We start from the raw sequence: 13516 nt of genomic DNA, 5'->3' as shown, positions 1-13516 counted from the left end.
CCTTCGGCCCCTGACCGCCGGAGCATAGCCGCATGAGTATCGACAAGACCAAAGTTCGTAACGCCGCCACAGTGATCGTACTGCGCGACCGCCATGTGACGCCGCATATCCTGATGGGGCAGCGCGGGGCCAAGGCGGCATTCATGCCCAATAAATTCGTCTTTCCCGGTGGCGCTGTTGACGCGGATGATGCGCAGGTGCCACTGGCTGCCCCGGTCAATGAACTGTGCCACGGCAGGCTTTGCGACGACGCCGACCCGGCGCTTGCCCATGCCATCGCCGTCGCCGCCGTGCGGGAGCTGTGGGAGGAAACCGGGCTCGTACTGGGCCGCAAGGGCGCGTGGGAGGGCGATGTGCCGCCCGATTGGGAAACCTTTGCCGCCACCGGGCACGTCCCCGACGCCTCGGCCCTGCAATTCGTCTTTCGCGCCCTCACGCCGCCGGGCCGGCCCCGCCGTTTCGACGCGCGGTTCTTTCTGGTGGACGCCGAAGACCTCGCCAGCGATCCCGATGATTTTGGCGCGGCCTGTGATGAGCTCTCGCACCTGCAATGGGTGCCGCTAAGCCGGGCGCGGTCCTTTGACATGCCCTTCATCACCGAAGTCGTGCTGGCCGAAGTCGCCGCCCGTGCGCGTGATACCAATCCGCCTGCCTCTGTCCCGTTCTTTAAGAACAACGACGAAGAAAGCCTGTTTCTGCGCCTGCATGGCCGTCCGATGACCGGCTAGGTCACCAGCACCAGCATCAGGATCGAGGCCGCAAGCACCGCCATGCCAGACCATTCGCGGCTCGATATCCGCTCGCGGAAGAACAGGGTCGAGGCCGCGATGCTGAGGATCAGTTCCACCTGCCCGAGCGCCTTCACATAAGCCGCATTCTGCAAGGTGAAGGCGATAAACCAGCACAGCGACCCGCCCATTGACGTCAGCCCGATCCACACCGCCACCCGCCGCGCCGCCCAAACCCGGCGCATCTGCCCCGGCTCGCGCAGGCGCAACCAGACGGCCATGATGAGCGTCTGCATCAACACCACCGCCGCCAGCGTCACCCCTGCGCGCAGCAGCGGATCGTCCGAGGCCACGGCGAGCGAGGCACCGCGGTAGCAAACGGCAGAGATCGAAAACAGAAACCCCGAGGCAATCCCCAGCCCCGCCGCGCGGTTGCGCAGGTCGGCCAAGCGCAACCCCTTGGCCTCGGCCCCGCCAGACAGGAGCAGCAGCCCCGCCACCCCAAGTGCGATGGCGGCAAAGCCCAAGGCCGAGACCCCCTCGCCCAACACGATCCAGCCCATCAGCACGGTCTGGATCACTTCGGTTTTCTTGAACGTAATGCCCACCGCAAAATTGCGCTGTTTGAACAACAGCACCACACAGACCGTCGCCATGATCTGTGCCGTGCCGCCCAGAAGCCCATAGAGCCAAAAGCCCGGTTCCAGTGGCGGCAGTGTTTGCCCACTAAGGCTTAAGTAAATCGGCAGCAGCAACGCCACGAAGGGCGCGGAGTACAGGAACCGCGAAAAGGTCGCCCCGCCCGCCGAGAGCGTCTCGGTCGCCAAATGCTTCTGCAGCATGAAGCGCCCAGTCTGAAACACGGCGGCGGCAAGGGTGACGAGGATCCAAAGATCGGGCACAAAAAATCTGTCCATAACAGCCTATAGGCCGAAGTCCTGCAGCGAGGCCAGCGTCTTAGCCCCTCAGCGCCGGAATTGCAGCGCGCCTACGTCATAGCCGTTAAAGTCCAAAATCTCCTGCGCCGCCGCGATGCGGTCTGCGCCGCCGGTGGCCTGTCGGTCAAGGATCCAGCCATAGCGCCCATCTGGCGCGCCGATTACGGCGGTGCGAAACCCCTCATCGACCCACAGCACCCAAAGCGCGCGTTCCGCCCCGCCAACGGCAGCCCGCAACGCATAACGCCCCGGCCCCTGTTCGGTCGCGGACCACAGATCGCGTCGGTCTTCGCAAAGACCCGCTGCATCGCAGGACTGTCGATGTTCGATAAAACTCGGCCCCTGCGGCGCGAAACTTACCGCCCGCAAGTCCCCATCGCCCGGAAAGGCCGCACGGACCTGCCAATCCCCCGCAAAGCGCGCAGAATCATACCGGCTGGTCGCGCCAATCAGGGCGTCGGGATCACGAAACCCCTCTTGCTGTGGCGGCGGCGCACTGTTGCAAGCGGCCAGCGCGCCTAGCAAGAGCACGGCAACCGCTTGGCGGCCCTTTTGAAGTCGCAAGCCGCCCATCAATATGGCATCGGATGCGCTTTATGCGCCGCGTCGAGATCAGACAGAACCTCATCGCTCAGCGTCAGTTCGGCCCCGCCCAAGGCGACCTCCAACTGCTCAAGGCTGGTTGCGCCAAAGATCACCGACCCCATGAAGGGCCGCGTGTCGCACCATGCGAGGGCCATCTGGACCGGGTCGAGCCCATGCTTCTGGGCCACCTCAAGATAAGCCGCCACCGCCTCAAAGGCCCGCGGTGTGACGCGGCCGCCAAGGTCCTCGTTGATCGACAGGCGCGAGCCTTCGGGCACCTTGCCGCCCTGATATTTCCCGGTCAGCAACCCAGCAGCGAGAGGCGAGAACGCCAGCATGTCGATCTGCTCATTCACGCAAGTCTCGGACACATCGGTATCGGCCAGACGGCACATCAGCGAGTATTCATTCTGCACCGAGATCGGACGCGGCCCACCTGTACGCTCAGCCACAGCAGCCCATTGCGTCAGCCCCCAAGCGCTTTCGTTGCTCAGCCCAAAAGCGCGGATCGTGCCCCGCTCGACCTCGCGCTGCAACGCGCCCAGCGCGTCCTCCATGTGCGCGATGGTCTCAGCCCGGTTCTGGCTCGAAGGATCGAAGCCCCAGTTCTTGCGGAACATATAGCTGCCGCGGTTGGGCCAGTGGAACTGATAAAGGTCGATGTAGTCCGTCTGCAGCCGCTTCAGCGAGCCTTCAATTGCGTCGGGGATCGTGTCGGACGAAATCGGCGCCCCGTCCCGCGCATGCTGCATCCCCTCGCCGGAATGTTTGCTGGCCAACACTACCTCGTCACGGCGTTTGTCGCGGGCGAACCACTGGCCGATGATCTCTTCGGTCCGGCCCACGGTTTCGGCACTCACTGGGTTCACTGGGTACATCTCGGCGGTGTCGATAAAGTTGATCCCGGCCTCCAGCGCACGGTCGATCTGGGCGTGGCCCTCTTCGGCGGTGTTCTGGGTGCCCCATGTCATCGAGCCCAGACAGAAATGCGAAACCTCGATATCGCTGCTGCCAAGTTTCTTCATCTTCATGCCGGGGATCCTTACTTGTGATTTGCTGGCAACCTAGCCGCCTGCCGCGCCTTCGCAAGGGCATTTCCTAACCGCGCTCTGCCCGCCCTGTGCAAAAGCGCAAATCCCATGCATTCACACTTCCGTTCGCCCAGCAATCGGACCAATGTGCCCCCATGCGCCTGCTCATTTCCTTCGCCGCCCTGTTTTTCTCGGTCATCCTGCTGCAACTCTCTACAGGAGGTGTAGGGCCGCTCGACGTGCTGTCCGGCCTGCAACTCGACTTCTCGCGGCAAGAGATCGGCCTGCTCGGCTCGGCGCATTTCTTTGGGTTTTTCATCGGCTGCTGGTGGGCACCGCGCCTGATGGGCAGCGTCGGTCACAGCCGCGCCTTTGCCGCCTTCACTGCCGCTGGTGCGATTGGCCTCATGGCGCATATGATGGTTGTGAACCCTTACGCTTGGGCGCTCATGCGGGTCGCGTCGGGCATGTGCGTCGCGGGGTGCTATACGGTGATCGAGGCTTGGATGCAGGCCAAAGTCACCAACGAAACAAGGGGCCGCACCATGGGGGTCTACCGTGTGGTCGACATGAGCGGCTCGCTGGCGGCACAGTTGCTCATCGGGGTCTTAGCGCCTGCGTCTTACGTTTCTTACAATCTTCTCGCCATCGGCTGCTGCGCGGCGCTGCTGCCGCTGACCCTGACGAAAGTCGTCCCACCCGAAACCCCAAGCCAGCCACGCTTGCGCCCCCGGCTGGCCTTCGACCGTTCCCCCCTTGCGGCCGCAGGCGTCGTGGTGGCGGCGGTCTCAAGCGCGTCTTTCCGGATGGTTGGGCCGATCTACGGCGAAGAAGTCGGGCTGACCGCGACGCAGATCGCATGGTTCCTCGCCGCCTTCGTGCTGGGCGGCGCGTTGGCGCAATATCCGATGGGGTTGCTCGCCGATAAATACGACCGCCGCTGGGTGCTGATCTGGCTGTCCGTGGCGGCGATGGGCGGCTGCGCTGTCACCGTCATGGGCGCAGGCTACGGGACGGCGGGCATCATGCTCTCGGCCGGGCTCTTCGGTGCGACGACCTTCCCGATCTACTCCGTTTCTGCAGCGCATGCCCATGACTTTGCCAGTTCGGACGAACGTGTCGAACTCTCCGCAGCGCTGATGTTCTTCTTTGCCGTGGGCGCCATTGGCGCGCCTTATCTAGCCTCGGTGTTGATCGAAGCCTTCGGCGCAGCGGCGCTCTTCGCGATGATCGCGGTGGCGCATGGGGGGCTGGTGCTCTTTGGCCTCGCCCGGATGCGCGCCCGCCCAACCCGGACCGAGCGCACGCCCTACGTCTATGCCCCACGCACCACCTTCCTCATCGGGCGGCTGCTGGGCCGGGCGCGGGACCGCGAATAGGCTCAGGTCCGTCTTTTGCTGGCAACACCGCGGCCCTTGCGCTAAGGCTGCGGCAAGCACGGGAATATAGATATGACACGCCACCTCATCACCTCCGCAATCCCCTATATCAACGGGATCAAACACCTCGGGAACCTCGTGGGCAGCCAGCTGCCTGCCGACCTCTATGCGCGCTACCTGCGGGGGCGTGGGCAAGAGGTGCTGTTCCTCTGCGCCACGGACGAACACGGCACCCCTGCCGAACTTGCTGCTGCCAAGGCGGGCAAGCCGGTCGAGGAATATTGCGCCGAAATGTATGAAACGCAGGCCCGCATTGCCGAGGGCTTTGGCCTGAGCTTTGACCACTTCGGTCGCTCCTCCAGCCCGCAAAACCGCAAGCTGACCCAGCATTTCGCGGGTGCGCTGGCGGATCAGGGCTTGATCGAGGAAGTCTCGCAACGCCAGATTTACTCGCCCACCGATGGCCGCTTTCTGCCCGATCGCTATGTCGAAGGCACCTGCCCCAACTGCGGGTTCGAGGATGCGCGCGGCGACCAATGCGACAACTGCACCAAGCAGCTTGACCCCGAAGACCTGATTAACCCGCGCTCCACCATCTCGGGCGCGACCGATTTGGAGATGCGCGAGACCAAACATCTGTTCCTGCGCCAGAGCAAGCTGAAGGACGAGTTGGACGAGTGGATCACCACCAAGACCGACTGGCCCGTGCTGACCACTTCCATCGCCAAGAAATGGTTGCATGACGGCGACGGTTTGCAAGACCGTGGCATCACCCGCGACCTCAGCTGGGGCGTGCCGGTGAAGCGCGGCGATCAAGATTGGCCGGGCATGGAGGGCAAGGTCTTCTACGTCTGGTTCGACGCGCCGATTGAATATATCGCCTGCGCGCAGGAATGGGTCGATGCGGGCAAAGGCAGCGATTGGGAAAGCTGGTGGCGCACCGACAAAGGCGCGGATGATGTGCGCTATACCCAGTTTATGGGCAAGGACAACGTGCCCTTCCACACGCTCAGTTTTCCGGCGACGATCAAAGGTTCGGGTGAGCCGTGGAAGCTTGTCGATTACATCAAGTCCTTCAACTACCTGACCTATGACGGGGGCCAATTCAGCACCTCGCGCGGGCGCGGTGTCTTCATGGATCAGGCGCTGGAAATCCTGCCTGCGGACTACTGGCGCTGGTGGCTCCTGAGCCATGCGCCAGAGACCTCTGACGCTGAATTCACATGGGAAAACTTCCAAGCCTCGGTGAACAAAGACCTCGCCGATGTGCTGGGCAATTTCATCAGCCGGATCACCAAATTCTGCCGCTCCAAATTTGGCGAAGCCGTGCCGGAAGCGGGCGAATATGGCGAGGCGGAAAAGGCGCTGATCGCGGACATCACCGCCCGTGTGGCGCGCTATGAGGCGCTGATGGACGCGATGGAAGTGCGCAAATCCGCCGCCGAATTGCGCGGCATCTGGGCTGCGGGCAACGAATACCTGCAGGCCCAAGCGCCTTGGACCACCTTCAAGACAGATCCCGACAAAGCCGCGGCACAAGTCCGTCTGGCGTTGAACCTGATCCCGCTCTACGCGGTGCTCTCGGCGCCGTTCATCCCCACGGCGGCAGCATCGATGCTCGACGCGATGAAGGTCGCGGATATGCCTTGGCCCGATGATGTGCCAGCGGCTCTCGGCAAGCTCGCACCCGGTCATGCCTTCGAAGTGCCTGAGGTGCTCTTTGCCAAAATTACCGATGAAAGTCGCGAAGAATGGGCCGAACGTTTCGCAGGCAAACGGGACTGACAAGGCGCATAACGAGCGCGACCAAAGCATAGAACGGGCGGCCCCTCGGAAGAGGGGGCCGCCCTTTGTTTCCGCTACGCTCTGTCTGATGGGTTAGCGCGGTGGCCGATGCCTAAACTAGCCGCGCCCAAACAGCCCGCTAATTAAAATTCCTCCCAACCGTCATTCTCAGCCTCTGTCGCGCTCGCGAGCGCCGTATTTCCGAGCGTCACGGCAGCCACCACAGGACGCGGCGCGGGGGGCGCGACCTGCAGCGGAGGTGGCGCGATATTGGCAGCGGGCGGCGTACCTGCCTCAGTCAGCCGGAAGCGCGCCACCGCATGGGCGAGCGCATCGGCCTCCCCGGTGAGTGCATGGCTGGCAGCAGTGGTTTCTTCGAACATGGCGGCATTTTGCTGTGTCACATGGTCCAACTCGGTCACGGCGCTGTTAATTTCGGCCAAACCGCTGGACTGCTCGCGCGCCGAAGCAGCGATAGCCGAAACGCGGTCCGAAATCTCGGAAACTGATGTCACGATGGCCGAGAGCGCGGCACCGGTGCGGTCCACCAGATCGACCCCCTGCTGCACCTGATCGCCCGAGGAAGAAATCAACGCATTAATCTCCCGCGCCGCGTCGGAGGAGCGCTGTGCCAAGGCTCGCACCTCGGTGGCCACCACGGCAAAACCGCGTCCCGCTTCGCCTGCGCGGGCAGCTTCGACGCCAGCGTTAAGCGCCAGCAAATTGGTTTGAAAGGCGATGTCATCAATCACGCTGGTGATCTTTGAGATTTCCTGGGACGACGTCTTGATCCCGTCCATTGCATCCACAGCACGCCGCGCGACTTCGCCGCCCTGCTCAGCGTTCTTCTGGGCCTCTGCCGACATATTGCTGGCGTCATCGGCGCCAGCGGCGGCCGAGCGAACTGAGGCCGTCAACTCATCCAGCGCGGCGGCGGTTTCCTCCAGCGTGGCGGCCTGTTTCTCGGTCCGGCGCGAGAGGTCATCAGCGGCAGATGTAATCTCTGTCGTCTCGCTGCGGATCGAATCTGCGTTCTGCATCACCGCACCAATCGCTTCGCGCAAGGAGCGCACGGTGGCGTTGAAATCCGAGCGTAGCTTTTCATAGGCAGGGGGAAAGCCATGGTTAATGTCGCTGTGCAAGTCCCCACCCGCAAGGTCTGTCAGGGCCACGCCGAGCGCTTCGACGACGTCTTTTTGCTCGACGGCCACCCGGCTACGCTCGGCCTCTGCCGCCCGCATCCGCGCATCGGCCTCTGTCACATCGGCACCGAGAAACAGGATGCTCTGCACCGCATCATCCGGGCCAGTGACCGGCGTGAAACTGCCCTCAATGATCCGTGCTGTCTCTTCCCCAGGATGCATCTCGAAGCGGCCATGGACCGGCTCGCCCCCCCGTACGTTGCGCAGCACCGTCTCAATCGGTTGGTTGTCGACCAGATTGGCCCCGAATACGTCGCCGATCTGCTGGCCATCCAGACAATCGCCTAGCCCATGCGTTACGCCACAGGCCATGTCATTCGCCTCACGGACTTGTCCGGTCTCATCAAACTCCACCCGAATTTGGTTGCTGTCGATGGTGTTGATCAGCACTGCATTGCGCTGCGCTTCGGTCCGGTCGGCCCATTCGACGACCGCCCCGATGACATTCCCCTCAGCGCCACAGGCTTGGTTGATCTTAATGCTGACCACACGGTCCCCGACACGCGCCGTGGTCTCGGCTCTGCTGTCAGCCGAAAGGTCGGATATCTCGCCCTCCAACCCTGCAAAACCATGAAGATCCGCGCCGATCAAGTCTTCGCTGCTGATACCAGGCCAGTTCGCCGCAAGGTCCGGCATCAGGCTTGATAGCAGCGACTGACAGGCTGGGTTGACGAATATCACCTTGCCCGCCTCATCCACCATCATCATTGAGGCCGAAGAGCCTACAAATGCCGCGCCCCGAAAGGCGGATTCCACTGCCACTGCGCTGGCTTCGGCGAGCGAGCCGCGGAATTCGTCAAGCCGCTGGGCCATCTGCCCGATCTCATCGCGTCGGTCGGTATGGGCGATGCGCGTGTCGTACCTGCCTTCGGAAATACGGGTCATCGCATTGCGCAGCCGCAACATCGGGCGGGTCATGCGCCGCAACAGGTAATAGCCGGTCAGGATCAGCGCGACCACCAGTACGCCGAGCGCTGTAAGCGAAGTCTTGAGCTTTTCCGTGATCAAGGTCGCCGCCCTGAACTCATCGGTCCAGCCGGTCACAACCGCGCCAACCACCGCCCCTTCTCCGCCGAAAGTCACCGGCAAGGCCACGGACATGCCGCGCGCGTCGACGGCCACCGCCCCGCTCACCAAAGCCTGCTGCGAAAGGGCCTGCGCCGCAGTCTGATCAAGCCCTGCCCCCGGTGTCACAAACATCGGCGCCCCGTCGCGCGTCGTGACCATCGCCCCCAAAGCATCCCGCCCCGCAGCCTGCATCACCCCGCCGACAATCTGGTCCACCGCATCCACATTTCCGAACTTGATCGACCCGCCGGTCTGCATGGCGAGCAACCGGGTGACCTCTTCCGCGCGGTTCGTGATTTGCCGGTGCATTTGCTGACGTTGTTCAAGGTAGTTCATCACCTCGACAATGGTGACAACAACGATGACGCAAATCGCCACCATGAAGGTGGTTTTGAAAAACAGGCTTTGAAACGGATTGATCCGCCCGGTTTCGGTCTTTGTCTGCGCCATTGCGGTCCCTCGACGTTCCAGCGCCCCCGCAGGGGCAATCTCGGGGAGACCTAAAGCATCATGTCTTACAACCCGATTAACGCGGGGGTGAAGGCGGAAGAGGGAGGGAGCTACTTGACGCGCTGCGTCAAGAAAATGCGGCGCGAATGAATGGTCGAAAACGCTTAGAAAAATGGTGCGGGCGGTGGGACTCGAACCCACACGGGGCTACGCCCCAACAGATTTTAAGTCTGGTATGTCTACCATTCCATCACGCCCGCATCGTGGCGCACAATAAGCATCGCGCGGGCGGTGTAAATGGCCGATCACCTTAGCCGCGTCTCACTTAGGTCGTTTCAGCCAGCATGGTTTCCTTGACCGCCTCCATCGCCACATAGGTGGAGGTGTTGGCGACATGCGGCAGAGAGGAAATCGTCTCCCCCAAAAACTTCCGGTACTCCGACATATTGCGGGTGCGAACCTTGAGCAGATAGTCGAAATGGCTTGCGATCATATGGGCTTGCTCAATCTCGGGCACTTTCGCGACGGCTTGGTTAAATGCGCGCAGCGCAGCCTCGCGGGTATCGTTTAGCCGAACTTCGACAAAGGCCACGTGGTCCAAGCCCAACCGGATCGGGTCCAGCAGAGCGCGGTAGCCGAGGATTACGCCGCTTTCCTCAAGCCGTCTAAGCCGTGCCTGCGTAGGCGATTTTGACAGGCCGATGCGGCGCGCGAGGTCCGTTATGCTGATCCGTCCATCCTCTGCCAAGACCGACAGAATCGCGCGGTCAAACCGGTCCAGATCAGAAAGTTCGTTTGCCATCTGTTTGTCCTAAAATTCAGTCTGAACGCCTGTGTCCGACGCCATCTTCAGTCGATCCTCCCGACGAACATGCTATAGTATAGACAAAACATCAACTGGAGTCTGCCCATGTCTCTCGATCACGCCCCCGCCCTGCGTCACACAATCGATGCCCGCACCTATGCTGACCCGGACCCGCTGCTGGCCGAGCTGATCGAGACTGCCGATTTGACGAAGGAGGACCGTACCCAGATCAGCGCGGATGCGGCGGAACTCGTGCGGGACATCCGCGGCACCTCCGCCCCCGGAATGATGGAGGTGTTCCTCGCCGAATACGGGCTCAGCACCGAAGAAGGCGTGGCGCTGATGTGTCTGGCCGAGGCGCTCTTGCGCGTGCCGGACGCCGAGACCATCGACGCGCTGATCGAAGACAAGATCGCCCCCTCGGACTGGGGCCGCCACATGGGCCATTCGACCTCGAGCCTCGTCAATGCCTCGACCTGGGCGCTGATGCTGACAGGCCGCGTGCTCGACGATGACCGACCCGGCCCCGTGCGCCACCTGCGTGCGGCGATCAAACGTCTGGGCGAGCCGGTGATCCGCACCGCCGTGAGCCGCGCCATGCGCGAGATGGGGCGACAATTTGTGCTGGGCGAAGACATTCAAGCCGCAATGAAACGTGCCCGCGGCATGGAGAAAAAGGGCTTCACCTATAGCTACGACATGCTCGGCGAAGCGGCCCGGACCGAGGCCGACGCCAAACGCTATCACCTGAGCTATTCCCGCGCGATCTCGGCCATTGCCGATGCCTGCACCCATGACGACACCCGCAAAAACCCCGGCATCTCGGTCAAGCTTTCGGCCCTGCATCCGCGCTATGAACTGGCCCAAGAAGCCGGCGTGATGCGCGATCTGGTGCCGCGCCTGCGCGCCTTGGCGCTCTTGGCGAAATCGGCGGGCATGGGGCTTAACATCGACGCCGAGGAAGCCGACCGTCTGGCGCTCTCGCTCGAGGTCATCGACACCGTGATGGCTGAACCTGCACTGGCGGGCTGGGACGGGTTTGGCGTGGTCGTGCAGGCCTACGGCCCCCGCGCAGGCATTGTGATCGACACGCTTTATGACATGGCAGAGCGCCACGACCGCCGCATCATGGTGCGTCTGGTCAAGGGCGCCTATTGGGACACCGAAATCAAACAGGCGCAGGTCGAAGGCATCGACGGTTTCCCGGTCTTCACCCGCAAAGCCGCCACCGACGTGAGCTATATCGCCAATGCCCGCAAACTGCTGAACATGACCGACCGGATCTATCCGCAGTTCGCCACCCATAACGCCCATACCGTCGCTGCTGTGCTGCATATGGCCGATGACCCCGAAGCCTATGAGTTCCAGCGCCTGCACGGCATGGGGGAGACCCTGCATGATATCGTAATGCAAAAACACGGCACCCGTTGCCGCATCTACGCCCCCGTCGGCGCGCACCGCGATCTGCTGGCCTATCTGGTGCGGCGTCTGTTGGAGAACGGGGCCAACTCCAGCTTTGTGAACCAAATCGTTGACGAAGACGTCCCGCCCGAAGTCGTGGCTGCCGATCCTTTCGACCAGTTGCAAGACAGCATCCCGACCATTCCGCGCGGGCCTGAGGTGTTCCAGCCACAGCGCGCCAATGCCAAAGGCTTTGACCTGGCACACAGCCCCACTCTCGCCGCCATCGAAGAGGCCCGCGCGCCTTATGCCGAGGCGACATGGGACGCCGCCCCGATCCTCGCAGGCCCCAGCGCGCCCGAGGCTGCGGAGGCGGTCACCAACCCCACAGGCGGCACCTCCCCCGGCACAGTACGGCCTGCGTCGGAGGCCGATGTGGCCACCGCGCTCGACAATGCCGCCCTTTGGGACGCCTCGCTGAACACCCGCCGCGCCACGCTTCTGCGCGCCGCCGACATGCTTGAGGAGCGCTACGGCGAAATCTTTGCCATCCTCGCCCGCGAAGCTGGCAAGGGACTGCCCGACTGCGTGGCCGAACTGCGCGAGGCGGTGGATTTCCTGCGCTACTACGCGGGCCAAGCGACCAACACCCCGCCTGCGGGCATCTTCACCTGCATCTCACCGTGGAACTTCCCGCTGGCGATCTTCTGCGGGCAGGTCACGGCAGCACTGGCGGCGGGCAATGCGGTGCTGGCCAAACCGGCAGAGCAAACCCCGCTGATCGCGAAACTCGCCGTCGACGTCCTGCATGAAGCGGGCGTGCCACGCTCCGCCCTGCAACTGCTGCCCGGCGGCGGCAAGGTCGGCGCGGCCCTGACCTCGGATGCGCGGATTAATGGTGTCGCCTTCACCGGCTCCACCGCCACCGCCCTGCGCATCCGCGCCGCCATGGCCGAATACTGCGCCCCCGGCACCCCGCTGATCGCTGAAACCGGCGGACTGAACGCAATGATCGTGGACAGCACGGCGCTGCCCGAGCAAGCCGTGCAGGCGATTGTCGAAAGCGCCTTTCAATCGGCAGGCCAGCGCTGCTCGGCCGTGCGCTGCCTCTATGTGCAGGAAGACATCGCCGAAGACCTGATCCGCATGCTGACCGGGGCCATGCAAGCGTTGAAGATGGGCGACCCGTGGCACCTGTCCACCGATGTCGGCCCGGTGATCGACGCTCAGGCCCGCGAAGGCATCATCGAGCACATCGAGACCGCCCGCGCCGAGGGCCGCGTCATTGCCGACCTGAAAGCCCCAAAAGGCGGCACCTTTGTCGGCCCTGCGATCCTGCGGGTGAACAGCATCGCCGATATGCAGCGCGAGATCTTCGGCCCGGTGCTGCATGTGGCGACCTTCAAAAGCCATGAGTTGGACGCCGTGATCGATGCGATCAATGCCACCGGCTATGGCCTGACCTTCGGCCTGCACACCCGCATCGATGACCGGGTGCAGCATGTCTCGGAACGCATTGAGGCGGGCAATATCTACGTCAACCGCAACCAGATCGGCGCGATTGTCGGCAGCCAACCCTTTGGCGGCGAAGGCCTTTCCGGCACCGGCCCCAAGGCGGGCGGGCCAAACTATCTGCCCCGCTTCAGCGCGCCGGATCATCAGGACTGCGCAGGCACATGGGACAGCGAGCAGAGCCAACTCCCCGCCCTGCCCGCACATCAACCCGGCGTGCTGGAAACCCAGACCCTGCCCGGCCCCACTGGCGAGAGCAACCGCCTCTCAACCCTGCCGCGGCCTGCGCTTTTATGCATGGGTCCGGGGGCCGAGACGGCTGCTGCACAAGCCAAAGCCGTGCGTGCCTTGGGCGGTGTCGCAGTGGAGGCCACGGGACGGATCGACCCTGACTTGCTGACCACCGGCCCGGCCTATGGCGGTCTGCTCTGGTGGGGCGATGACGCCACGGCGCGGGACATCGACATGGCCTTGGCCAAGCGCGACGGCGCAATCATCCCGCTGCTGCGCGGGCTGCCCGACACGGCGCGCGTCCGTGCCGAACGCCATGTCTGTGTTGACACCACGGCTTCTGGCGGCAATGCACAGCTCTTGGGGATGATGGCCTAGAGCGGTCAGACTAAGGGGAAGCG

General features: G+C 63.3%; 9 protein-coding genes and 1 tRNA gene. 4 read left to right on the top strand and 6 right to left on the bottom strand.

Translation table 11 applies throughout. The features are described from left to right. The first annotated feature begins 32 nt into the window (after window positions 1-32). A complete protein-coding gene (locus BLS57_RS06650; protein WP_093740486.1) occupies window positions 33-728 on the top strand; it encodes an NUDIX hydrolase in 696 nt (231 codons plus the stop codon). Here BLS57_RS06650 and BLS57_RS06645 read toward each other — a convergent pair. From BLS57_RS06645 to BLS57_RS06635, 3 genes are read right to left on the bottom strand one after another with little or no spacing between them, the layout of a single operon-like run. Continuing rightward, complete coding sequence (locus BLS57_RS06645) at window positions 725-1645, bottom strand: DMT family transporter (RefSeq protein WP_093740484.1); 921 nt, start codon at window positions 1643-1645, stop codon at window positions 725-727. The two genes, BLS57_RS06650 and BLS57_RS06645, sit on opposite strands and share 4 nt — an antisense overlap. A 48-nt stretch (window positions 1646-1693) precedes the next feature. Next, window positions 1694-2230 (bottom strand): lipocalin family protein, encoded by a 537-nt coding sequence (locus tag BLS57_RS06640; protein WP_244153617.1) that lies wholly within the window; start codon window positions 2228-2230, stop codon window positions 1694-1696. 8 nt (window positions 2231-2238) lie between these two features. Beyond that, window positions 2239-3282, bottom strand: a complete 1044-nt coding sequence (locus tag BLS57_RS06635) for an aldo/keto reductase (RefSeq protein ID WP_093740480.1) — start codon at window positions 3280-3282, stop codon at window positions 2239-2241. Window positions 3283-3437: 155 nt separating this feature from the next. Between BLS57_RS06635 and BLS57_RS06630 the strand changes: the two genes are divergently transcribed. Together BLS57_RS06630 and metG are read left to right on the top strand one after the other, a co-directional pair. Next, entirely contained in the window at window positions 3438-4661 is a 1224-nt protein-coding gene (locus BLS57_RS06630; RefSeq protein WP_093740478.1) for an MFS transporter, read from the top strand. Between the two features lie 72 nt (window positions 4662-4733). Next, entirely contained in the window at window positions 4734-6446 is a 1713-nt protein-coding gene (gene metG, locus BLS57_RS06625) for a methionine--tRNA ligase (RefSeq protein ID WP_093740476.1), read from the top strand. Between the two features lie 143 nt (window positions 6447-6589). Here metG and BLS57_RS06620 read toward each other — a convergent pair whose 3' ends face one another. The 3 genes from BLS57_RS06620 to BLS57_RS06610 all read right to left on the bottom strand — a co-directional run bounded on the left by BLS57_RS06620 (window position 6590) and on the right by BLS57_RS06610 (window position 9968). Continuing rightward, window positions 6590-9166, bottom strand: coding sequence for a methyl-accepting chemotaxis protein (locus tag BLS57_RS06620; RefSeq protein ID WP_093740474.1), 2577 nt, complete (start codon window positions 9164-9166; stop codon window positions 6590-6592). 173 nt (window positions 9167-9339) lie between these two features. After that, window positions 9340-9426, bottom strand: a tRNA-Leu gene (locus BLS57_RS06615). Window positions 9427-9491: 65 nt separating this feature from the next. Continuing rightward, window positions 9492-9968 carry an Lrp/AsnC family transcriptional regulator gene (locus tag BLS57_RS06610; protein WP_093740472.1) on the bottom strand — a complete coding sequence of 159 codons (477 nt, stop codon included), beginning with the start codon at window positions 9966-9968 and terminating at the stop codon, window positions 9492-9494. 108 nt (window positions 9969-10076) lie between these two features. On the opposite strand from BLS57_RS06610, the gene putA reads away from it, so the two are divergent. Continuing rightward, the gene (putA, locus tag BLS57_RS06605) at window positions 10077-13493 is read left to right on the top strand and encodes a bifunctional proline dehydrogenase/L-glutamate gamma-semialdehyde dehydrogenase PutA (protein ID WP_093740470.1); all 3417 of its coding nucleotides are present in this window, start codon (window positions 10077-10079) and stop codon (window positions 13491-13493) included. Window positions 13494-13516: the final 23 nt, after the last annotated feature.

The organism is Sulfitobacter delicatus (assembly GCF_900102535.1).
Lineage (GTDB): Bacteria > Pseudomonadota > Alphaproteobacteria > Rhodobacterales > Rhodobacteraceae > Sulfitobacter > Sulfitobacter delicatus.
The sequence above is the reverse complement of the archived record's forward strand: the minus strand, read 5'-3'. Positions and strand labels throughout refer to the sequence as shown.

What these genes read in the sequence shown, in the direction of transcription:
- BLS57_RS06635 (WP_093740480.1), bottom strand. Translation starts at nt 3,282, where the DNA reads ATGAAGATGAAGAAACTTGGCAGCAGCGATATCGAGGTTTCGCATTTC.
- BLS57_RS06610 (WP_093740472.1), bottom strand. Translation starts at nt 9,968, where the DNA reads ATGGCAAACGAACTTTCTGATCTGGACCGGTTTGACCGCGCGATTCTG.
- BLS57_RS06630 (WP_093740478.1), top strand. Translation starts at nt 3,438, where the DNA reads ATGCGCCTGCTCATTTCCTTCGCCGCCCTGTTTTTCTCGGTCATCCTG.
- BLS57_RS06650 (WP_093740486.1), top strand. Translation starts at nt 33, where the DNA reads ATGAGTATCGACAAGACCAAAGTTCGTAACGCCGCCACAGTGATCGTA.
- metG (WP_093740476.1), top strand. Translation starts at nt 4,734, where the DNA reads ATGACACGCCACCTCATCACCTCCGCAATCCCCTATATCAACGGGATC.
- BLS57_RS06645 (WP_093740484.1), bottom strand. Translation starts at nt 1,645, where the DNA reads ATGGACAGATTTTTTGTGCCCGATCTTTGGATCCTCGTCACCCTTGCC.
- putA (WP_093740470.1), top strand. Translation starts at nt 10,077, where the DNA reads ATGTCTCTCGATCACGCCCCCGCCCTGCGTCACACAATCGATGCCCGC.
- BLS57_RS06620 (WP_093740474.1), bottom strand. Translation starts at nt 9,166, where the DNA reads ATGGCGCAGACAAAGACCGAAACCGGGCGGATCAATCCGTTTCAAAGC.